The 21,773-nt window shown below is 32.8% G+C and carries 19 protein-coding genes and 5 pseudogenes; 8 read left to right on the top strand and 16 right to left on the bottom strand.

All coding sequences use genetic code 11. The features are described from left to right. Positions 1-148: 148 nt before the first annotated feature. On the bottom strand, positions 149-277 hold the full coding sequence (locus AC0L0O_RS21995) for a hypothetical protein (protein WP_254904544.1): 129 nt from the start codon (positions 275-277) through the stop codon (positions 149-151). A gap of 334 nt (positions 278-611) precedes the next feature. Here AC0L0O_RS21995 and AC0L0O_RS21990 point away from each other — a divergent pair, with 334 nt between their 5' ends. Continuing rightward, positions 612-1,505 (top strand): helix-turn-helix domain-containing protein, encoded by an 894-nt coding sequence (locus AC0L0O_RS21990; RefSeq protein WP_473786118.1) that lies wholly within the window; start codon positions 612-614, stop codon positions 1,503-1,505. A 323-nt stretch (positions 1,506-1,828) separates the two neighbouring features. Here the strand turns inward: AC0L0O_RS21990 and AC0L0O_RS21985 are convergent, their stop codons facing one another. From AC0L0O_RS21985 to AC0L0O_RS21970, 4 genes are all read right to left on the bottom strand, one after another. Continuing rightward, a complete protein-coding gene (locus AC0L0O_RS21985; protein WP_473786117.1) occupies positions 1,829-2,428 on the bottom strand; it encodes a TasA family protein in 600 nt (199 codons plus the stop codon). A 258-nt stretch (positions 2,429-2,686) separates the two neighbouring features. Continuing rightward, positions 2,687-6,928 carry a S8 family serine peptidase gene (locus AC0L0O_RS21980; RefSeq protein ID WP_473786116.1) on the bottom strand — a complete coding sequence of 1,414 codons (4,242 nt, stop codon included), beginning with the start codon at positions 6,926-6,928 and terminating at the stop codon, positions 2,687-2,689. 403 nt (positions 6,929-7,331) lie between these two features. Next, entirely contained in the window at positions 7,332-7,973 is a 642-nt protein-coding gene (locus AC0L0O_RS21975; RefSeq protein ID WP_000590682.1) for a response regulator, read from the bottom strand. A gap of 1 nt (position 7,974) precedes the next feature. Next, the gene (locus AC0L0O_RS21970) at positions 7,975-9,807 is read right to left on the bottom strand and encodes a GAF domain-containing sensor histidine kinase (RefSeq protein ID WP_283730839.1); all 1,833 of its coding nucleotides are present in this window, start codon (positions 9,805-9,807) and stop codon (positions 7,975-7,977) included. Between the two features lie 1,462 nt (positions 9,808-11,269). On the opposite strand from AC0L0O_RS21970, the pseudogene AC0L0O_RS21965 reads away from it, so the two are divergent. Beyond that, a pseudogene (locus AC0L0O_RS21965) lies at positions 11,270-11,455 on the top strand (hypothetical protein). Between the two features lie 690 nt (positions 11,456-12,145). Here AC0L0O_RS21965 and AC0L0O_RS21960 read toward each other — a convergent pair. Together AC0L0O_RS21960 and AC0L0O_RS21955 are read right to left on the bottom strand one after the other, a co-directional pair. Beyond that, positions 12,146-12,370 (bottom strand): hypothetical protein, encoded by a 225-nt coding sequence (locus tag AC0L0O_RS21960; RefSeq protein ID WP_048529718.1) that lies wholly within the window; start codon positions 12,368-12,370, stop codon positions 12,146-12,148. A gap of 423 nt (positions 12,371-12,793) precedes the next feature. Further along, positions 12,794-12,976: pseudogene (locus AC0L0O_RS21955) on the bottom strand (cell division protein FtsK); the annotation flags it as partial. Between the two features lie 190 nt (positions 12,977-13,166). Between AC0L0O_RS21955 and AC0L0O_RS21950 the strand changes: the two are divergent. Next, entirely contained in the window at positions 13,167-13,679 is a 513-nt protein-coding gene (locus tag AC0L0O_RS21950) for a protein phosphatase 2C (protein ID WP_140349575.1), read from the top strand. A 299-nt stretch (positions 13,680-13,978) separates the two neighbouring features. Here AC0L0O_RS21950 and AC0L0O_RS21945 read toward each other — a convergent pair whose 3' ends face one another. After that, positions 13,979-14,296 (bottom strand): hypothetical protein, encoded by a 318-nt coding sequence (locus AC0L0O_RS21945; RefSeq protein ID WP_000829052.1) that lies wholly within the window; start codon positions 14,294-14,296, stop codon positions 13,979-13,981. A 440-nt stretch (positions 14,297-14,736) separates the two neighbouring features. On the opposite strand from AC0L0O_RS21945, the gene AC0L0O_RS21940 reads away from it, so the two are divergent. Further along, positions 14,737-14,934, top strand: coding sequence for a hypothetical protein (locus AC0L0O_RS21940; RefSeq protein WP_088120149.1), 198 nt, complete (start codon positions 14,737-14,739; stop codon positions 14,932-14,934). Between the two features lie 18 nt (positions 14,935-14,952). Then, positions 14,953-15,168: a hypothetical protein gene (locus tag AC0L0O_RS21935; protein WP_429657177.1), complete on the top strand. Its 216-nt coding sequence runs from the start codon at positions 14,953-14,955 to the stop codon at positions 15,166-15,168. 75 nt (positions 15,169-15,243) lie between these two features. Here the strand turns inward: AC0L0O_RS21935 and AC0L0O_RS21930 are convergent, their stop codons facing one another. From AC0L0O_RS21930 to AC0L0O_RS21920, 3 genes are all read right to left on the bottom strand, one after another. Next, positions 15,244-15,501 (bottom strand): hypothetical protein, encoded by a 258-nt coding sequence (locus tag AC0L0O_RS21930; RefSeq protein ID WP_429657188.1) that lies wholly within the window; start codon positions 15,499-15,501, stop codon positions 15,244-15,246. A gap of 387 nt (positions 15,502-15,888) precedes the next feature. After that, positions 15,889-16,089 carry a hypothetical protein gene (locus AC0L0O_RS21925; protein ID WP_080545653.1) on the bottom strand — a complete coding sequence of 67 codons (201 nt, stop codon included), beginning with the start codon at positions 16,087-16,089 and terminating at the stop codon, positions 15,889-15,891. A 200-nt stretch (positions 16,090-16,289) separates the two neighbouring features. After that, complete coding sequence (locus AC0L0O_RS21920; protein WP_000486802.1) at positions 16,290-16,514, bottom strand: hypothetical protein; 225 nt, start codon at positions 16,512-16,514, stop codon at positions 16,290-16,292. Between the two features lie 849 nt (positions 16,515-17,363). Here AC0L0O_RS21920 and AC0L0O_RS21915 point away from each other — a divergent pair. The 3 genes and pseudogenes from AC0L0O_RS21915 to AC0L0O_RS21905 form a co-directional block, all read left to right on the top strand. After that, positions 17,364-17,684 (top strand): annotated as a pseudogene (locus AC0L0O_RS21915) (DUF998 domain-containing protein); the annotation flags it as partial. 206 nt (positions 17,685-17,890) lie between these two features. Continuing rightward, positions 17,891-19,012, top strand: a pseudogene (gene tnpB / locus AC0L0O_RS21910) (IS200/IS605 family element RNA-guided endonuclease TnpB). A 209-nt stretch (positions 19,013-19,221) separates the two neighbouring features. After that, positions 19,222-19,578, top strand: a complete 357-nt coding sequence (locus tag AC0L0O_RS21905; RefSeq protein WP_000534862.1) for an FtsB family cell division protein — start codon at positions 19,222-19,224, stop codon at positions 19,576-19,578. Between the two features lie 408 nt (positions 19,579-19,986). Here AC0L0O_RS21905 and AC0L0O_RS21900 read toward each other — a convergent pair whose 3' ends face one another. From AC0L0O_RS21900 to AC0L0O_RS21880, 5 genes and pseudogenes are all read right to left on the bottom strand, one after another. Further along, entirely contained in the window at positions 19,987-20,187 is a 201-nt protein-coding gene (locus AC0L0O_RS21900; RefSeq protein ID WP_000377086.1) for a hypothetical protein, read from the bottom strand. Between the two features lie 487 nt (positions 20,188-20,674). Next, positions 20,675-20,812, bottom strand: a pseudogene (locus tag AC0L0O_RS21895) (N-acetylmuramoyl-L-alanine amidase); the annotation flags it as partial. 26 nt (positions 20,813-20,838) lie between these two features. Beyond that, positions 20,839-21,078 carry a hypothetical protein gene (locus AC0L0O_RS21890; RefSeq protein WP_000570183.1) on the bottom strand — a complete coding sequence of 80 codons (240 nt, stop codon included), beginning with the start codon at positions 21,076-21,078 and terminating at the stop codon, positions 20,839-20,841. Then, the gene (locus AC0L0O_RS21885) at positions 21,078-21,314 is read right to left on the bottom strand and encodes a hemolysin XhlA family protein (RefSeq protein ID WP_000348715.1); all 237 of its coding nucleotides are present in this window, start codon (positions 21,312-21,314) and stop codon (positions 21,078-21,080) included. Before AC0L0O_RS21885 ends, AC0L0O_RS21890 begins: the two co-directional genes overlap by 1 nt. 76 nt (positions 21,315-21,390) lie before the next feature. Further along, positions 21,391-21,666 carry a hypothetical protein gene (locus AC0L0O_RS21880; protein WP_371746625.1) on the bottom strand — a complete coding sequence of 92 codons (276 nt, stop codon included), beginning with the start codon at positions 21,664-21,666 and terminating at the stop codon, positions 21,391-21,393. Positions 21,667-21,773 lie beyond the last annotated feature (107 nt).

The following is a 21,773-nucleotide window of genomic DNA, read 5'->3' as shown; positions in this document are numbered from 1 at the left end:
TTGATATTTTTTGGCAGTCACTTTAAAAGAATCATTTGTATTTAAATAATGTTCAACGGCATTTCTTTTTAATTCGAATTTATATTTTCTAGACATAATAAAACCGCACCTCCAATTGTTAGTTATTGTCTAACAAATTGGGTGCGGTTCAATTTGGGGCGGTTCTTTTATTTCGTTTACTGCTAATCTTCTTCGCCAGCTCATTCGCATAAGCTGTTGCAAATACTGTAAGGAATACCTTAGCAGCGTCATACAATAAATTAAATAAAGAATCCATTCGGTCACCTCCTTTCTCTCTAAGATCAGAGAAAGGATAGCAACCTCCCGCCCTCACAATATACAGTTACATACAGTCTATCACACAATTTTATTAGAGGAAATATCATTGGAATAATCTCAAATTACATCGAGCTAAAAATAAAATATAGATTTGAATTATAAATCGGAGGAAGGCACCTTTGGGTGTCTTTTTTTATGCACAAAAAGCCTCATCTTCCTATAGAAAAGATAAGGCCTTTACAACAAACAATAATTGCAACTATACTAATTTTACATTACATTAAGGTTAGAGAATATAATACTAATAAAGTGCTAAATAGTAGGTGGAGAAAATGGAATTTAACGATTTGGGTATTACCATTAAAGAACTTCGAATGAAAAAAAATATATCACAATCTGAATTATGTCATGGAATATGTTCACAAAGTCAAATTAGCAAGATAGAAAAAGGTATAATTTATCCATCTAGCATATTGTTATATCAATTATCAGAAAGACTTGGTGTTGATCCAAATAATATATTTGCACTAACTCAAAACAAAAAAATTAAATATATAGAAAATGTAAAATACGTAATAAAAGATTGCCTAAAACAAAAACAATATAAAGAACTTTATGAAATAGTAAAAAAAGAGAAATACTTAAATAATTTTCAAACAAAAGAAGAGAAACAATTTCTACTATGGAATGAAGCAATTGCTATATTTATGGTAAAAAAATCAACAAAAACTGCTTTAACTCTTTTAAATCATGCATTAAAACTAACTTTAACCAATTCTGATTTTTTATCAGAAAGAGAAATAGATATTATGCAGACTATGGCTATATTTTATGCAGAAAACAAAGAATATGAAAAAAGCATTAATATATTAAAAAAATGTTTGGCTAATTTTAATAAGTTAGATTTTCCTAGAGATAAAGAAATTAAATTAAAAATCATTTTAAATTTAGCAAAATGTTTAGACTTCACATATCAACATGAAGAGGCAATAAAATACGTTGATATGGGCATCAAATTAGCAATTAATCTAAATACTTTATACCTATTAGGTGAACTATTCTACTTAAAAGGTCAGTATTTATTAAAAATTAAACAACACACTGTAAAAGAGGTTGTTTGTAACTGGAAAAAAGCATTATTTATATTTGAACTAACAGAAAAAGAATATTACTTAAAAATACTACCAGATAAAATTATTGAAATACAAAATAAAAAACACTCATAATTTCGTAAAAACTACTTAAAAAGCCCACAGGAAAAGTTCCCGTAGGTTTTACATTTATAAACATATTATTATTTTTTATAAACCTAATTTTTAAACATTATTGCTTAATGTGAATTTTTGAATAAAAGTTTACTTAACGTATTTTTTATTTTGAAATCTGCATCCCTATTAGTACTTTATACTTCTTTTCACTTGAACCATATTAAAATTAAGATGGTTCAAGTGAAAGGATAGCAACTTAGGGTGTCTTTTCTTTATGGATAAAAAAGTCTCACCATTCGTATACTATACGTCTCAAACATATAGTATACAATTTATTACACTTACTTTTCTTCACCGCTTGCTTGCATAGAATTAAACGTCCAATTTAATTTCAATGCATCTCCCTGAAATACATTTTGGTCTTCACCGCTATCTACGAATGTAAACATTACATAAAATGTATCATCATCACCAGGAGCAAGTCCATTTCCTTCTCGGTCTACCACACCTTTTTGTACAAGATCCGGAATACTTCCATTTTGCGTAGCAACCTTTAATTCAGATAATGTAGTAGACCAAATTGGAACCTCATTTTCATCCAAATTCCACAAGAAATCAACACGGATATGATCACCAAAATCTGCATTTCCATTATCCCCTTTTGCATCGATTACACTGTAATCTGTCAGGAGTTTCACATCTCCTATTGCTAAGGTTCCTTTGTTAACTAATTGAAAACCACGCTCCATTTCATCACCTGGTTTCAGATTGTCGACATTAATAACAACTTCAGGATTTACACTCAAATCCAAAGTACCCGCTGCAAACGTATTTTGTGATACTTCCTTATCACTAAAATACGCATATGTTCCCCCACCAATTAAAGATAAGCCCATCGCTGCAGTTATGACACCCATACCAAGTTTTTTCTTCATACTCATTTCACAAGTCCCCCTATTTTTAAAGTTCAAACTATAAACCTTATTTCCATCCCACAAACAATAATCATTAAACAACTACCTTGTCCCATATCAAAAGCGAACTAACTTTAAACTAGTTGCTTCATGTACCCCAACAACTATTACTTTTAAAATAACCGGTAATGCTCCTGTAAATCATTACCGGTCATTTGTTAGCCAATCTCATTTCATTTACTATTCATTGTCTCATTGCTATATTTACTCTTGAAGTTTTCCCACTTATTTTTTTGGTTCTAAACCAATAGATCGTAAGATTTTATCTAACGTCACTGGCCCTACATTTTCTTTCGGTTTCTGATTTTCTTTAGCATCTGGACCCTTTTTCAAGAAGTTTTTCTCAATAAAACGAATATCTGTTTCATCTACAACACCATCTTGATTTATATCTCCATCTTTTACAGACACTTTTCCTTTTCCATACGATAAAGCTGTTATTCTAGCATCTTGAATATCCACCATTTTATCGCCGTTTACATCACCTGCAAGGTTATCATCCATGTCAGCTCTAAAGTTTTGTCCCACTAATTCTCCATCCTGTATTTTCCCTATTTTTGTTGTTAATTTACTATTTAAATGACCTGGCATTTCTACGAAAATATCATATTCTTTATCGCTTACTGGAACACTACGAATTTCAAATTGCCCGTTATCACCAATCGTTCCTGTATATTTCTTTCCATCCTTGCCAACTGCATACACTTTTGCTCCTAGTTTTGTATAGTCTTTCTTACCTAAATACCCCTCTTCATTCAAGAAAGCTTCCGGACCAATATATCCTGTAACCGTTGAATGTTTCGAAACAATAGCAAAAGATTTATCTTTAAACACAGGAATCTCATTGCCTTCTGTTGCACCAACTTTTGTATAAGAGAACTTCTCTACTCCAAATGCAGTTAAATCATTAAAGTATTCATCGCTCGTCATCTCGAATGTAACATCTAAAAATGGTGTATCTCCATCTAATCCTTTAAATTCTTTTCCTTCCAATGACGCGCCAACTTTCACCTTGTTTTCCCAAGCCCCTTCTTCACTTACCTTCGGATCTTCTAATTTAAGGTTCAGTCCATGTTGTTTTACATATTCCGTAAGTGCTGGATTTGGTTTCACATCTGTAAATTTAAAGAGCTGCTTATCAAAAGGAATTTCAAATGTACCTGACAAAAGCTGTTTTACATTATTGAGATTCAAAGTTAACGTAATTTTTTCACCTAATTTTATTTTATCTTTGTCATAACTTGGAACAGCGTATTCTGTCCCTTCTTTTACAAAGACATAATTCTTATATCCGGTTGCCATATTCCCTGCAGTAGCGAGGTCATATCCAAATAATTTTAAATTTAACGGCTCATTTATTTCCTCTGGAAGTACGCCAAATTTAAAATCACCATTTGCTTGAATTGTATTCAACCAACCTGATGGGAAAGCTGAGTTTTGATAATATACAATTTGATTCGCTTTTTGATCATACTGCAAGCCTTTTGCTTTTAATGCATCTACTGTAGAATCATAAATATTACCATGCACCCATAATGCACGTTGGCCGTCTTCTTCTTTAAACATAGAATCATTGACTTCGTGTATACCAGGTTGTACATCCTTAAATTTCATTTCCGGTATAACATTATCAATGATAATGCTATCGCTTTTTGTATACGATTTTCCTTCTTTATCATATCCAACGAAGTTCAATTCATAATCTCCATCAGGCAACATAACAGGTTTATCCCCAATTGGATGAGCTGGATCTCCTGTAAATGGAAGTACATACCCTCCCATACCAGAAAACATCATATATTCAACATTCGGTGTTAGACTACTTGCATCAAGTGTACCAACGACTCCTAATGCCTTCCCTGTCTTTCGGTCCTTCACAACTGCATCAATAGTTTCAAGAGGACTATTTACTTTAAATGTCAAAGGCGAACTTGGTCTCTCCATAAATGGATGGAATTTAGATGCATCTGTTGCCATTGCATCTCTCAGTAAATCTACAGACGCAATGCCTTTTTCTGTGAATTTAACTGCAAATGGTACTTGATATACTTCTTTTTCATTGTTTTTATTTGAAATATGAATATATCCCTCATATCTACCAAATTCAGCGTTTTCTGGAATGATAATTTCAGGGCTAATTTCCTCTGATGTACCAGGAGCTACTTTAATAGAATCTGATACGTTTAGCTTCACACCATTCCTCGCTGCATCTTGCACCCCTACACTTGTAGGTGAAAATTCTACCTCTAATTTAAATTCTTTCCCATCTGTTTTACTGCTGTTCTTAATTAAGACTTTTCGACTATCTTTAATAGGCCCATTTTCAATTTGATTTTTATACCCAAACGCAATAGAACCTGTTTTTTCTTCAATTTCTACTTCTTCATCATCTACAACGTTTGATGTTTTATCGATAACCTCGATAGATGTATCTGCATGAACTGCACGATATGCATCAATTCGTCCAGAGCCCACCTCAAATACAGAACGCTCTTCTTTTAGGTCAACTGCGGTATTCATAAGTGCTTCTTTTACTTCAAATGGACTATAGTTTGGATGTTCTTGTAAAATAAGTGCCGCTACCCCTGCAGTATGAGGAGTTGCCATAGATGTACCTGACATACGACCATACGCTACCGGATAATTTTCTCCATCTTTTGGATCATTAATATATTCAGGAACAGTTGAGAAAATAGACACACCTGGTGCTACAATATCTGGCTTAATATCATCTGTTTTAGTTGCAGGACCACGGGAGCTGAAATCAGCTAAATGATCTCCCTCTGTTTTTATATTACTAAGTTCTCCAAACGCTAACGACACATCTCCTTGTACAGCTTTTGCTTGTAATTTCTCACCATCTACTTTTGTTAAGCGGAACGCTGGAATGGATGAAGTACTTTCCCCAAGATAACTTGTAATTTCCCCATTTATATTGTTATATACAATTACTGCCTTTGCGCCTGCTTCCTTAGCATTTTTAATTTTTTCATCAAATGTAATCTCACCGCGTTGGATAAGAGCTAACTTCCCTTTCACATCTTTCCCTGTAAAATCACCTGATTTCCCAAGCCCTGCATATACAACAGATAAGGATTGACCTTTCAAATCTTCAATCTTATCAGTAAAGCTTTTTCCAAGTAGCATCATCTTATCTACATGTACATCACCTGCATCGGCGGAAAACGTTGGAATATTCATTGCAGCGTCACTGGCTCCAACCGTAATGGGAAGTGCCGCTGCACTAGGTGATCCTATAGTACCTTCTTCCGGACCACTATTACCAGCTGCTACTACTGTAACAACACCTGCTAACATCGCATTGTTCACTGCGACAGAAGTAGGATATAAAGGATCATTAATAGACGCTCCTAGTGATAAGTTGATAACATCCATATCGTCTTTCACTGCTTTATCAATCGCAGCAAGAATACCACTTGTTTGGCCACTTCCATATGGACCTAATACGCGATATGAATATAAATCTACATCAGGGGCAACGCCCTTCACTGCATAATCCACACTATTCTGTTTGTCTGCAGCAATTGTCCCAGCTACATGCGTACCATGGGATGTATAATATGCACTTCCATCATAAATTTCAGGATATCCTCCAGAATTTTGCCAATCCTTATACGTTGTCTCCATTGGATCAGCATCATTATTCACAAAGTCCCATCCTTTTATTGAGTTCGGATCTATTTTGCTTGGATCTTCACCTTGCTTTGCACGATATCCTTTATATGCATCTTTCAAATCCGGGTGGTTGTAATCAATACCTGTGTCCAGCACACCTACCTTAATTCCTTTACCTGTTATTTTTTCATCATGCAGCTTGTCCACACCAATTTGCGGTACACTATCTGCCATTTTCGGTTCAACAGCAGTCTTAGCTGTTTCTTTCGGCAAATCAATTTTAACCTCATGATCTTCCCATACGCTCTTAACGATACCGGTACGAACTAAGTCCTCAATCATATTCGCTGGTAAAGAAATCGCTACACCATTAAAAGCATTCTTATACTCTCTTGTTATTTTTGCAGACTTTACATTTGTCCCTTTCTCTTTATTCTTTTGAAGCTTTTCAAGCTCTGCTTTAAACCCTTTATGTGATGCCTCTACCTTTTGTTCCGCATTTGAAAGAGTTAATTTTTTTCCTTTAGCCGCTTGTTTTAATACCTCAATCTTGCTAGGTGCTTGCTTAAACTCTATAATCACATTCACATTGTTAGGACTTGCTGTATTGATACCTGGCGAAATAACAAAACCTGGTTTTGTATCTAACGTTTTTAAGGCATTACGTTGTTCCTTTGTAAGACCTTTCAAAATAGCATTTGCATCATCGATTCCAGTTAAAGTAGATGTATTTACCTCTTCTGCTAATACGTTATATGGAATTCCTTGAGACAATAACATTCCAACTGTTAACGTTCCAATAAGAATCTTTCCAAATTTCCCTCGTTTCATATTGCATCTCCCCATTATTCATATTATTTTTTGAAACCAATTGATTCTTCCATTCCTACTTAGCATTGGAAACTCTATCAATCTTAATTTGTTGTATCATGAAAGATTTCCAACACTACTACCATCCCCATACCTCATATAGCTAATTACTCACTTTACTCTTTCTATAGGAGCCCCCCATCATTTATTTTCAACAAAAGATTTTCACAAAATGAATTATTAATAGGAGTAAAATGTAATTCTATTATTATTATTTCACGTTTTGATTATTCTGAAAATTAATCAAAAGGAGTATCTTTTCTCTAAGGATTCTACGCCTACATAGTACAAAAGAACTATCTTGTCCTTTATTCTTTGTGATACAGAATAAAGCGACACGATAGTTCTTTGATAGATTTCTTATTTAATCTAGCGGAACCAATTGATTTCGAACTGCATAAATCACTGCTTGCGATCGACTTTTCACATTTAGTTTTTTAAAAATTTTATTGATGTGAATTTTAACTGTTTTATCACTAATATATAGAACTTCGGCAATTTCTTTATTACTTAGTCCTTTTACTAGTTCAAAGAGAATTTCCTTTTCGCGTTCCGTTAGTTCATTTTCATTTGACTCTACTTTCATTTTTTGCTGATGATATGTAATTAATTTTTTAGTCATACGCGGATGAATAACTGAATCGCCTCGATATAACATTCGAATTGCTGCTACTACCTGCTCTGATGAGGAATCCTTCAATAAATAACCATCAGCACCGGCCTGGAGTGCATCCATTAAATACTCATCATGTTCATACATTGTAAACACAAGTACTCGGCAACTCGGATAATTTTTTTTCACTAATTCTGTAGCTTCAATTCCATTTTTCCCTGGAAGATTAATATCCATCAAAATACAATCTGGTCGGCATTCTTCTACTTTTCCCAATACTCCATCCCCAGAGCTAGCTTCTCCAACCACGTTCATATCAGATTCATCCTCTAGTATGCTCCGAATTGCATCTCGTAAAAAAGCATGATCATCTACTACTAATATTTTAATCATTTTACGCACCCCTTGTTTGTGAATCTGGAATTAACAGTGTAATTTCTGTCCCTTTCCCTACAGAACTATCAATCTGTAAAGTAGCCCCTAATTGGTCGGCTTGTTCATTCATATGTAATATACCATAATGTGGCTCATTCTTTGTTTTAACCATAGACTCAAATAGTGAAAAGCCAACTCCATTATCCTTAACCCTTAAAAGCACGTGCTCCCTTTGATAACTGAGTAAAACATCAGCCTTTTTTGCTTGTGCATGTTTTACAATGTTTTGCAAACTCTCTTGTAATGTATCAAATATAACTCTTTCTTTTGAAAAACTAAGCGCACGTGCATGACCTCTTTCATGATAGGTAATGTCTAGTTCATATTCTTGTTTTAAAGATTTTATTTTACTTGCTATCGCCTGCTTAAGGCCAAATTGTTGTGTTGGATATGGTTTTAAAGCATAAATAGAATAGCGAACTTCTCCTAGACTTCCTCTTAAATCTTTTATGCTTTTCTCAACTACTTGCTGCATATCTTTTGGTTTATCACGGTATTTTTTCTGCGCGGATTCTAGTTGGAATATCACCCCGGCTAATGTTTGCGCAATACCATCGTGAATTTCACGGGCAATTCTATTTCTTTCTTCTAAGATCATTCTTTTTTCCTGTTCAGAAATCAATATCCTTGTTTTAACAACGTTAGCCAATTGGTTAGAAAATGTAGCTAACGATTGTACATCTTCCGGAAAGAAACCCGCATTTCTACTTTTCCCTGCAACAAACATTCCGACTAATTCATCATTTACTATAAGAGGAAAATATACAAGTGAGCGTATAACACTATCAAATATTTCATCTCCAGGAGCCGTACCAATTTTCCAATCATTAAATACAAGATTTTTAGAAAGTTCCTCAAACGCCTTAAACTTTTCTGAATCATCAGATATATTAGAGCGGACTTTCCCATCTTTTAATAGAATATTCCAGTTCTCATCATCTTTTGTCCATATTACATATGCTTGTATGCCAAAAAAACCTTTAAGTGCTTGTTTAATATGTTTCAAGTTTCCTCCCGTTAATCCTCGACTAATTTCGGTTGTAATAAGAAATAACTCATATAATCGTTCCTTCTCCATCCTTATCCGTACAGAAAAAGAACTAATAACGGAAGTTGCTACAAGTGGAAAAAAGAAAAATAGTACTGTAATCTCGTTTACTTCCACACTATATGTACTAATTAATACGTGCATCAGTGCCGCATAAGAGAAACCAAAAGTTTCGCAAAGAAATACCGTTACAGTTTTTTTATACCACTGATGGATTGAATATGGCTGCGGAAGGAGTATCATTAACAAATCGTAAAAACGATTATTGAAAAAACAAAAAAACACGCAAAATAATAACAAAGATATTAAATTTTCATATAGAACTGACATATCAATCTTATTAATTAATAAAGACATACATTTGTCTGAAAACCATTCGGCCAAAATCAAACTAAGTGCATGCTGAGTACTATTAAATAACATTCTTTGTATCGGTGAACGACGATGCAGGTGAATAATTAGCGTTACGAGTACAATAGCAATAATAGTTATATGAATTCCAAACTGCCAACTCATAGCGTAAATAATCGGAAAGGTAAGCGAGCTAGTTCCTCTCCAAAATCTTACAGGAAAATACTCTGCAATCCCCATAAATAGTAACAACAATATTAGTATTGTTGGATGAGAAGGGATTTTAATTTCAAGTAAAGATATAGTTATAGTAACCAAACCAAGAAAAGAAATAAAATAAAGATAAGTACTAGCAATCTTTTCTCTCATAAAGATAGAATTTACATCTTTCAAAACAACCCCTTCTTTCTTTATAAAAACTTCATTTTCTCTATTATCCAACAAAAAACCGGCACTGGCAAAATGGAAGAACATCCACTAGCCAATCACCGGCTGTGTACTGCACCTAAAAAGGCAAGACACAATACTAGTATATATCAGTTCGTAACATTTACCCACTAGCCAAATGTTGTAATTGTACATACTTTTAGACTTAGGCCTACTAGTACAAAAGATGTATACAAAGTTTTAATTTTGATTCACTAAAATAATTCTAAAAAATAGGAATTCACCCCTAAATACCTACGTATTTATTTTATTCAAATCTAATTAACATATCGTTTGATTATCGGTAGCAAGATCAAAAATGTCCCCTACTGTCAGAAAAAAGCCTCCTTTTTCTTTTAGTTATTTGCGTGTCCCGAATATAACAGCAAGGAACTTATATATCCGCATTTTGGTGTACTTTCATTTGAAATGCAAATACCAATACATTGCAACTTCATCGCTTTCTTCATGTATCCCTATAAAATGAAGCTTATTAAAACGCACAATTTTTAAAAGGAACTAGAAATACATATATCGGAAAATCAATGAACAGACTGCAAATCCAGATTTGTCTTGATAAATCAACTGGTAGAATTATATCAGCATTTCAAATCTACTAATAGAAGGATAAACACCTACGAAATATACCTCTAAATTTTGTAAAGAATCTTTTGATATATTACTGATTAGCTTACCTAAAGAAATTTCTTTAGTTAGTGATTTACCAATCTTTCTTGTTTACTATCAATCAATTTTAAAAAAATTCTTCGTATAGGGGCTACTTTAAAATCTTAAGTTGATGGGCATGTGGCGGACCCCTACTAATATTCTTGCTTTTAAATTAATTTCAGTATATTATATTCATATGATAATATAGGAATTATGGTATACAGAAAGGGATTAAATCTATTTGTAAGATTTAAATCCTTTTGAAAGATAAAAAATGTATCTAATAAAAATACATTTTTTATCAATACAATTGTGTTTTCAATATAAATGAAAAATTTTTAATAGAAGTTTATTTACTTTCAATAATAAGAGGTAGTGTTGGTAGTGTTCTAAAACATAGAGAAATAAGGCACCATACATAGTATCTGACAAACTTGAGAGGTTTTGTATGTGGTTTGCTCATCACAGATAAAAACAAAAGAGCCTTACCTATCTAGGCAAGACTCTACTAGTTTAGTTATATAATATTTACATAACAACTAAGAAACTAAAAACATATAACACCAAGTAGCAGAAACCTAATATTCCTCCTACAGCTAATACCTGTTTAGCCCAACTTTTAATTTTCAGATTACTGTAGATCACTTGTACTCTTTCCATATTTCCTCCTATTAGGGAAAACCCTTAAAGACTCACACCTCGCTATGATACCATTAAAGAATGACTAATAGAGGTATAATTATTGTCTAAATGTATAAATATGCAATATTGCATACAAAAATGTATTGTCATTAATGTAAGCGCTTACTATAATAAGGTTATAAAGATTCACACATCTTAATACAAAAACAGAGGAGAGAATAATATGGAAATCGCAATGGCAGTTTTAAAATTTATTGGTGGAGCAATCCCATTAATTCAAGAACTTCTAAAAGCATTTATGTAATTTCATTATCTAGCAATTCTTTATAAATATTATCATACAAATGATCTGTATATCAAAGATGAATTGATTTACAGATCATTTGCGTGAGCAAGGTCCCTTTAACATTATTGAGGGACTTTTTTAATTTTTTAAATACTTAAGGTTACGTCACATCAAAATCAAGTTAGCAAAACAAAATGATAAATGCACCACCCATTCCTATGATTCTACAAAAAGAATAGTGTATTTTTCATTTTGAAGCATTATAAAACTTTAACTGGATAGTGATTGAGTAACAGTTGTGCTTTAAAGATAAGATTATACAAAGATTACCTACCGATATGTGGAAGATGAAAAATAAACTTGCGAAATTGAAACGATTGAATTAAAGAACTTGATATCAGTATGGTTAACAGAATGTGAAAATTACTTAAAAAATCGTGATTTTAGCTAAACAAGACCAAGCCCCCTCCTCGCCAAGACGGTCTTGGTCTTGTTTACGTTCACATACAAATTATTATTTGTATTGTTTCATGGGTTCCCTTTTAAATTATATACGTCTACTTTACCATCGATAACCAGTAACTAATATCTCCTATTCAATCATACAGATTACCTATGCCATATTCTAAAGGACCCCTCCTGGCTAAAATGATAAAAATAAAGAGAGATACTTGTCCCTCTCTCAATAAGTACTTTTATTTTTAAATTTTACATCAGCCCTTTTAATATTAAACCCAAAACCGACATAGTGATCGCGCTAATAATAATTCGTAGAATCCAAGTTGTATTCATGCTAATCTTTTCTAATTGCTTATTAATTGTAGCGATGTCTTTCTCATTAATTGTTGTGCGAGTTTCTAAATTACGAATATCTCGCATAATTTCTTTTTGTTCTGCTTTTAAACTGTCAATTTTTCCATAAACATCTTCCAATACGTTCACATCCTTTAATAATCTTAATAAAGCAATCTTTACATAATATGAAACAACCTTATTCATGGTGAATTCATTGCAAGAAATTCCATACAAAATCCGTATTTTGTTAAAAAGAAAAAAGAGACAGTTTCGCCTCTTTTAATATATAAAACTTGATTTTATCCAGCTTTATTATTAATACCATTGATTAGTTGCTTTAATTTTAATCCACTTAACTTGCGTCCTATTTGAATTGAAGGTTTCTCAATTGAATAATACGTAATGCTAGACACTACGATTGATATTAAGACTGTTTTTTATGAACATTTCGTATAAGTATGATATAACTGATTAAAGCTATTTTCAAAGTCGACATATCAGCGATAATTTATATCTATTCTAAATAGGTTTTAGCAAGTTTGGTTACTAAGTTGTTAGCATAGATATATCTTCTATTTGTCTTAGTTTTTTATATTCACTAAATTCCAGTCCCTCTTCTTTTAAATCAATTAAATAAAAATGAGCACAATCTGGATTAGCTAATGATAAAGAAGTAAACATATTTTTAAGAAAAACTGTTTCCCCGATACGAATTAACCCACCTACAGGCATATGCGGTGTTTCATATCATTTAATTACTCGTCTAATGTTGATTCAAATAAAAAAATTTATACATATAGAATTCCATTTTGTTGTTAACTTCACAAATTATTCCTAAAAGAATAACGTAAATTTAAATATATCTATTTACTTTTAAAGATAGATATACTAATATAATTTTTGTCGCAAACATATAAGGGAAGGAATGGAAAAGATGTTAAAAAAAATTAAAAAATTTATAGTTGTTGCTGCAGCGACTATAACGCTATCTGCTGGTTTCGCAACAATTTCGCCTCAAGCAGCATCAGCACATTGGGCGGATACACAAATGAATTGGGCATTTAATAAAGGTATCATAAATACGGATTTACGTGATAGCCCAGCAACTCGACAAGATGCATGGCTAATTATGGAAAGATTGTATACTGGTGCTAATGGTTATAACTATAATGATGCTCGTAGCTTTGCAAGACAACTACGAATTGCTGAAGATGGACGCCCAACTAACTGGGTAACTCGTGAAGAAATGGGTTCATTCCTTTATAGCTTTAGATATATAGCTTACACTAATAAATCATGGCCTGGTTTTGGTACAACAACTAATTGGGCAGCTGGAAATGGAATTTTTGATGGTTCTCGTCCACAAGACGTTGCTACAAGAGCTGAAGTTGTAACTATGATTTATAGAACATACAAAAAAGGCTTATTTGATCCTGTAAACTATTAAAAAAGGTGCTCTAAATAGAGCACCTTTTTTCTCACTTCACATACACAGGGGCTCTATTTGCTGTTAATAATATTTAATAATTTTTATATAAATATTATTAAAGTTTCCTTCCCTATCAGCCCTCACTATACATGCCATTAACTACTCAAATTCCAAAAACGTTATCTTTTCTGTAGAACTATTAGGAAGAAACTCGTTCATTTTCCCTTCAAATAACCTTTTTACAAAGAAAAAAGGCATTGTAAATTAAAAATTCTTTTTTCTTCTATTTAAATTTATAACGTTCATATTAGTATTAGCTAAATCCCCCCACCAGGCTCTGTATTAGCTGGTGCTCCTGTATTTCCATGTGCGTAACTCGGAGACCATGTATCTCCCTTATTGTAAGAAGGCGCCCCTCCTGTATGCCCATCCGATTCTAACTTCGGTGCAGGGAAATGTCCATGAGTATAGGACGGTGCTCCCCCATGATTTCCATGTGCATATGCAGGCGCTCCTCCTCCATCACCTACTGAAGCCGCTTGAGCAACCCCTCCACCATTTCCATGAGTAAAACCAAAAATTCCATATCCTAAAACAGATAAACCTACGACTGCTGTACCAATTCTCCTTTTCATAATCGCTCTCCTCTATGTGTATTTCATGTTAATTGAAATGAACATATTATGGATATCAGTCATGATGAAAATTCGACTCATTTCATTACTATATATTTATACTTCTATGTATTTTTTTGTAAAACTTTCTTGAAATCTGAAAAAAATGGTTATTTTTGTAAAAAATAAATTGCAGTAACAAATTATTCACTTCACAATTTAGGCTTCTTTGCGTAGCCATATTCACCACCTCGCGGTAATCCCTAATTTAATATTGAAATTCTCTAAATCTCGATGTATTATATTTTTGTATTTTCTCAGTTCCCAAGCCGAGAATACATCATCACTTCTGAAAGGACCCGAACTCCATCGGGTTCTTTTTCATTCCTCTTATTGTAAATCTATTTATTTAAATGTAAAATTATAAATGAGCTCTAATATTTTGAATCGAGGTGAAAATCATGAGAAGTTTTAGCTCATTAATAATCTCTACTATCTGTTCAGTACTTCTTATAATTTGGAATTTCAATTCCTTCTATCACGGATTGACAACAGGACGTACATACTACTGGATTAATGGCATCGCAGCTGTTATCTTCCTTTTATTCTTTATCCTCAACATGCGCGATTTTAAAAAGAAAAACTACAGAACCCCATAACAATAGGAGTTGATACATATGTGGGAAAGATTTAAAAACTATAAATATTCCTCAAAAGAATTAAAGTTCATGCTTTGGTTATTTGGTATTACTTGTTTTGTACACTCGGTCGCTTTCTTTGGCGGACTATTTTCTTCCGAGTTCCTTTGGTTTAAAGGCCTTTGTGCAATTGCTGCATCACTAGCTTTTATGGATGTTAAGCGAAAAATCAATAAGTATAAGATAGCAATGTAAAAAGGAGCCACTACAGGTTCTTTTTTTCTGTTCAAAATGAAAAAGCAGCTTTTAGGCTACTTAATGTTTTTCTTATCACCAAATAAAATGATATATATATTCTCCTGTTATGCTTTCATTAACTCCAGCAACCCTAGCAAATCTCATCACGTCAGCACCCTGAAGGAAATACATTGTTAACATAACTGGCACCCGTGACCACATAAACCGATAAAGCTCATCCATCCTTTGCTTAGTCGTAACAATTAAATCGTTCGCAGGTCCATTAATCCATGCAGTTGTCCTAACTGAAGTAAACGGAATATCTTTCCCATTAACCACTATTCTCGCCATAATATGTGTTATATCCACATCGATTCCCTCATTCCAATAATCAAATCAGTTTCCCATATTTACATAAGTATTCTTAGCTATAAGAAATGTTTAAAGTGAATTTTTTTATAAAATAACAAAGCAGCTGATTCCCTACTTTAAAGTAAATGATTTAACCTTGAATCCCCTGTATTTCCCTTGCCAGTTAAAGAGTACATTATTAGCAGAATTATTATTATTAATCGTACAAGCTTACCAGGGTAATAGTCTCAGGTATTTTTTTGTTCGTTGTATTCGTTTGTTTTGTTAAACGTTAAATCCGATTGAAACTGCGGCTTTCAAATTATTAAGTATGAAAAAACACAATAAAAAAGAGTGCTATAAAGATATGCACTCTTTTAAAAGACTTTACCAATCTCGACGATCATCATGATCATGATTACGGTCATGATTACGTCTGCGACGACACTCATCACAATCACAGTCACGTCTACAATGACAGTCGTTAAAATCGTTTCTTCTGCGTCTACGACCGCAACCACAAAATACCAAATCGTCCCAAAATCTATTACAATCTCGAGAATGTCCAAAATTATTATTCCATCCCATAGATATGATTTCCTCCTTTAAAAATAGAATTCATCATAGTCTATGAATAAAAGGTGAAAACAGCTTGTTTACTAGTCTACATTTTGTGTTTTAAATTAATAATATTTCAATTTACAAGTCTATCTCACCGCGTATCTTGCCTTAACAACAAACAAGACGCTACCCAGATCACGGCAGCGCCTACAATAATTGATATTGGTTTAATCATTAACAAGTATATTTGGCCCTTTCTTCAATATATACGTGAAACTCGAAATGAATACGATACTAAATATGATAATAGAAGACCACATATTAAAATGATATTCTTTACCTACAACTAAATTATATATGTTATGGACCAAGAAATTAGCACCTAAGATAATCCCACCTAAAAATACACTAATTAATATGCTCATTAAATAAAATTTAAGCTTCTGAAACATTTTTTCTCTACCCCTTTTCTAAAATAAGCTTTATTTGAGTTTATTTAGAAAATTATACCATTTAGTTTTCAAGTATTATTAAAACCATAGTTAAATTAAGGTTATTTTAAGGATAGTTTTCTATTCAAATGTCCATTTTGTTCAAATCTATGTTTACTGTTTAATTTCTATACTGTAGACACATGGGTATCTTTCTCCGATTTTCTTATAAGAGCAGTTAGTTTTTGCTAGCTGCTCTTGTTATGTTTCACACGAATAAAATTCTAAATTTCACCGATACTATATAGGACTTTAAAAAGTCAGCTTTAAATTCTTCCCACTCTAGCTCTCTTGGTCGAGGGTTGAGCAGTTAGCTTTTGCTAGCTGCTCTTTTATTTAATTACTGCTCCTATTACTTAAAGAAATTCTCCAAATATATTTTCCAAATAAATACACACTATTTATTCCTCCTCGAATAAAATCAATAACTCGGCATATAATATCTATGCATCTAGATTATTACCTCTGTACCGAGCAGTTAGACTGGGCTAACTGCTCTTTTATTGAATAAATTTCTAAAACATGTTGACAATATAGGTACACCAAGGTTGAATACGAATAACCATTGTGTTCTTCTTATTCACCAGAGCAGTTAGCTTTTACTAACTGCTCTTTTTTTTAAAACGAACACAATTAACTGCAGGCACATATAATAATCAGTGTCCCTTTCTTTATAAAATAGTCTTTACAAAATGAAATTTTTACCACATATCTAATTGTTAAATATTTTACGCTTATACATTATAATGAAATAGTTATTGTATATTGGCATTAAGAGGAGCGTCCTGATTAAGCGCTTCTCTTTTTTATAAAATAGCAACATTTTTTATACTTATAATAGGAGTCTCCACTATAGTTTCAAGATTAATTCCTGCAGATATAAACCTAATTGGACATTCTATTCTAGTTTGGATAGGTATGCTTACTGTATTTCCAGAATTATTTATTTTTGCTAAGAATCTTAAAAAAGTTAGTAAATGGACATATTTCTGTTTACTAAGCTTAATAGTAATAACAATCCTTATCTCACTTGTTTTTCTTTTCCCCTTACCTGCAGGTCTACTACAAAGACTTTTTTACTTGGTTCTTTTTGTTTGGGGAGCTGTATCAACCTACAAATTAATAAAATAAAGTTTTTATGGTGCTTTTTATCATTTTAGCCAAGAAGACTCCTTCCTCAAGGAACGCGAAGTGAGTAGATGGGAGATGAATTGGCTTCGAACAAGAGATGGCAGGAAGCCATCTTACTTGTTCGACATACATAAAATGTTACTTCACTATTCACCGAATATATGTTTGGTATATAATAGTCATATACCGAAATGGAGGTGAATCAAATGATAATTAATAAAGCCTATAAGTTTCGTATCTATCCAAATCAAGCACAAGCAATTCTAATTAACAAAACGATAGGTTGTTCTCGCTTTGTATTCAATCATTTCCTATCCCTATGGGATCACGCATACAAAGAAACTGGAAAAGGTTTAACATATGGTACATGCTCTGCCAAACTTCCTGCCATGAAGAAAGAGTTTGTTTGGCTCAAAGAAGTGGATAGTATTGCGATTCAGTCGTCTGTTCGCAATCTTGCGGATGCGTATACACGATTTTTCAAAAAACAAAATAGTGCCCCGCGTTTCAAATCCAAGAAGAATAACGTACAATCTTATATCACAAAACAAACAAATGAAAACATTGCTGTTGTAGGAAACAGGATAAAGTTGCCGAAACTAGATCTTGTTCGATTTGCCAAAAGTCATGAAATAACGGGACGTATTGTAAATGCTACAGTTAGACGGAACCCTTCTGGTAGATATTTTGTGTCACTATTAGTTGAAACAGAAGTACAAGAACTTCCGAAAACACATTCTTACATTGGGATAGATGTAGGACTCAAAGATTTCGCCATTTTGTCAGATGGAACCCCCTATGAAAATCCGAAGTTTTTCCGATCATTAGAAGATAAGTTGGCGAAAGCATAGCGTGTTCTTTCTAGAAGAATGAAAGGATCTTCTCGCTGGAATAAACAACAGGTAAAAGTAGCTAGAATTCATGAATACATATCAAATGCTAGAAAAGATTACTTAGACAAAATCTCAACTGAAATCATCAAAAGCCACGATGTTATCGGTATAGAGGATTTGCAAGTATCGAATATGTTAAAAAATCGTAAGTTAGCAAAAGCAATTAGTGAAGTATCTTGGTCACAGTTTCGAACCATGTTGGAATATAAAGTAAAATGGTATGACAAACAAGTCATTGTCGTATCGAAAACATTTGCTTCCAGGCAATTATGTTCTTGTTGTGGATATCAAAACAAAGACGTTAAAAATCTAAACCTACGTAAATGGGACTGTCCTTCTTGTCGTACACACCATGATAGGGATATTAACGCAAGTATCAATATACAGAATGAAGCAATAAGGCTTCTAACCGCAAGAACTGCGGGGTTAGCCTAATCAATTAAAGTTCGATAGAACTCTTTACTTAGGAATACCCCACTTCTAAACGAAGTGAAAGTGGGGGTAGTTCAATTGCAACTAAATAAGGATTTTATTTAAATTTCATAAAACTTCTCTTTACACAAATAAGTTCAAAATTATTTATTTAGCATATATAATACTTTTAAGCAATTTAAATTCTTTACATAGGTAATGGAGGCATTAAAATGGGGAGTATCCCAAATTCATCACAACAATCAATCTCAAAAATACAAATTAATCCTAACAAGAATCCACAAACGAATAAAAAGCTAAGACGTCGTCTTTTATTAGCACTTACTTTTATGCTACCTATGGTTATTTCCATTCAAATCTCCATTTATAAGCAAGAACAAATGATTCAAGAAAAACAAATTACACTAAATAAAGAAAAGAAAAGATTGTCTGAATTAGAAATAATAGGACGTTATTATGAAAACGATATTAAAACTTTAACAGAGAGCGAAGAAGGTATTTTAAAGTTTGCAAGGAAATTGTATGGATTCTCTAGACCTGATGAAACTATATTTCAAATAACTGAATAGCTTTTTATCATTTTAGCCAAGAAGACTTCTTTTTCAAGGAGCGTGAAGGGTCACAACCCAGTGAGTATGTGGGAGATGAATTGGCTAAAATGATAAACTAATTTTTCTTCCGTTTTCATTCTCCAATTCTTCGTAGTTATGCCTTTCTTTTTCCATTTTCTTCAACCTGTGTATTCTAAGTTCATTGGCAGTAAAACCTTCTTTCTGTAACTCTGTTACTACTTCAAAGTTCTCATCGAAATACCAATTATTTTTTGACCAAAGAAGTGCATTTCCTCAACATCATTTAAAGTGAAACACTCATTTTTCCGTTAATCTAAACACATATCGTATGCTTTCCCTTTGATAAATCAATGATCTGGAGCTCCATCTGCTCTTCGTCTGCTAATAATGACATCTTCTTTACACTTAACTAGTAAAATTTTCATTTCTGACTTCCTTTTCCAAATCTTCTAACTTGTACACTTTCATTTCTCTACTAAGCTTTGTTAGTTCTTCATCGGATAACTTTTCACATTCCAAAGTTACTTGAAGAGAACCGTAACTATACGTTTGGTATCCAGTTGCGAAAGCGCCTTGAGTACTATTTATATTCCTGTGTGAATCCACCTGTACGCCCTCTTCCTTTGTTTCTAACTTTCATTTGTTCTCCTCACTTTCTAACAAAATAGCGTTTTTGTTCAAAATGATGACCATAACTACTTGGACAAATTTACCAGTGATTTTACCAAAAAATTCATGATATAGTTAATTAGTCGAGTACGTCATTGCTTGACATTTACCCTTAGAAGCCCCGTAGATAAACGGGGTTTCGTTTATTCAAATAACAATTTTGTTAAGTTATATTTCTATTTCTTGGAACATCTCAGATATATTTGCATTCCACATGCTAACGTAATCTGCATGGGCTTTACTTTGATTCTGGATTATAGTTTCAATTGTATTTTAGGCATTTTCTGTTTTCACATTTTGATTGTTCATCCACTAGAATTTTAAGCTACATAAAAAATAAAGAAGACTTTCCAGATAGCATGGCATATGAAGCATAATTAAACAAACATAAAAAGAGCCCTTCACTAAAGGAAACGGCTCTTTTTCACTTTACATACACATAGGCTTCATTTACTGTTACATAGTATGTTTTTCCTTTGCTATTGTGTACTTAATATTGTGACAATCCATTGACAGTTACTTTCAAATCAATCGTAAATCCTACATCTACAAAATCAGCAACAACTATGGATAAAATATGTTTCTATTTCATTTCCTACTGTCATCCTTTTTCATAATTTTCGTATGGTCAAACAATCCACTTGCTGACAATCCGATAATCATTCCTTGAAATATATTCATTTTGATATCTTGTGACAAAAATAAAACACCTAGCATAATGCCAAGCGTCAAATTAAATATCGGGATATATTTCGTTTGCAACCCATTTGTTTTTGCAATTTGTGATAACCCTATAACAACCCCAATCATTGCCGTAATTTCAATCATTACATACCGCCACCTTTCAAGAGAAAGGTTAAAGCTGCTCCAATTAGACCACCAATAATAAGGCGTAAGATCCATGTTGTATTAGCGCTAATCTTATCTAATTGCTTATTGATATTAATAATGTCTTTTTCATTACCTGTTGTCCGCATTTCTAAACTTCTAATCTCTAATCGTATGTCCTTAATATCTTGCCTTATTTCCTGAACATCGCCTTTCACCTCTTGTATACCATCCATATTGCACCTCTTTTCCACTTCTTATTTAATTTAAAATAAAAAAGCCTACATTACATACGCTTGGCTTTTCGTTTCATTATTTAGTTCCTTCTTTTTTATCTGTCTCTTCTATATGTCCCTCAATAGCCCCAACATCAACTTTTGCAGCAACTTCTACTGCTGGATTATCTGCTTTAACAATGGAAACCGTAATTGGACTACCTCTAAATAGCTCCACGTTAACATTAAAATTGCTAGCGGTAATAATCCCAGCATTCACTAAATTATCTACAACATCATCAATTTCCATAAACTTATTATCATTACCTGGCATCATATCCTTATTCGGAGCTGGATTTTGAATGAATTGCATAACTAACTTTTCTAAGATTGGAATGATTTGATTGATAATTTAGCTCTGTAATTGATTGTCCTCTAGATGTTTATTTTAGATAGGATTTGTCATCTTGTTCTCTCCCC

Source organism: Bacillus sp. GS3m_15504, from assembly GCF_055825275.1.
Note: the sequence above shows the minus strand (reverse complement) of the source record. Positions and strands in the feature narration are given on the sequence as shown.

Excerpts from the sequence above, each read along its gene's own strand:
- AC0L0O_RS21995 (WP_254904544.1), bottom strand. The coding sequence starts at position 277 with ATGGATTCTTTATTTAATTTATTGTATGACGCTGCTAAGGTATTCCTT.
- AC0L0O_RS21990 (WP_473786118.1), top strand. The coding sequence starts at position 612 with ATGGAATTTAACGATTTGGGTATTACCATTAAAGAACTTCGAATGAAA.
- AC0L0O_RS21985 (WP_473786117.1), bottom strand. The coding sequence starts at position 2,428 with ATGAGTATGAAGAAAAAACTTGGTATGGGTGTCATAACTGCAGCGATG.
- AC0L0O_RS21980 (WP_473786116.1), bottom strand. The coding sequence starts at position 6,928 with ATGAAACGAGGGAAATTTGGAAAGATTCTTATTGGAACGTTAACAGTT.
- AC0L0O_RS21975 (WP_000590682.1), bottom strand. The coding sequence starts at position 7,973 with ATGATTAAAATATTAGTAGTAGATGATCATGCTTTTTTACGAGATGCA.
- AC0L0O_RS21950 (WP_140349575.1), top strand. The coding sequence starts at position 13,167 with ATGTTAAAAAAAATTAAAAAATTTATAGTTGTTGCTGCAGCGACTATA.
- AC0L0O_RS21945 (WP_000829052.1), bottom strand. The coding sequence starts at position 14,296 with ATGAAAAGGAGAATTGGTACAGCAGTCGTAGGTTTATCTGTTTTAGGA.
- AC0L0O_RS21940 (WP_088120149.1), top strand. The coding sequence starts at position 14,737 with ATGAGAAGTTTTAGCTCATTAATAATCTCTACTATCTGTTCAGTACTT.
- AC0L0O_RS21935 (WP_429657177.1), top strand. The coding sequence starts at position 14,953 with ATGTGGGAAAGATTTAAAAACTATAAATATTCCTCAAAAGAATTAAAG.
- AC0L0O_RS21930 (WP_429657188.1), bottom strand. The coding sequence starts at position 15,501 with ATGGCGAGAATAGTGGTTAATGGGAAAGATATTCCGTTTACTTCAGTT.
- AC0L0O_RS21925 (WP_080545653.1), bottom strand. The coding sequence starts at position 16,089 with ATGGGATGGAATAATAATTTTGGACATTCTCGAGATTGTAATAGATTT.
- AC0L0O_RS21920 (WP_000486802.1), bottom strand. The coding sequence starts at position 16,514 with ATGTTTCAGAAGCTTAAATTTTATTTAATGAGCATATTAATTAGTGTA.
- AC0L0O_RS21905 (WP_000534862.1), top strand. The coding sequence starts at position 19,222 with ATGGGGAGTATCCCAAATTCATCACAACAATCAATCTCAAAAATACAA.
- AC0L0O_RS21890 (WP_000570183.1), bottom strand. The coding sequence starts at position 21,078 with ATGATTGAAATTACGGCAATGATTGGGGTTGTTATAGGGTTATCACAA.
- AC0L0O_RS21885 (WP_000348715.1), bottom strand. The coding sequence starts at position 21,314 with ATGGATGGTATACAAGAGGTGAAAGGCGATGTTCAGGAAATAAGGCAA.
- AC0L0O_RS21880 (WP_371746625.1), bottom strand. The coding sequence starts at position 21,666 with ATGCAATTCATTCAAAATCCAGCTCCGAATAAGGATATGATGCCAGGT.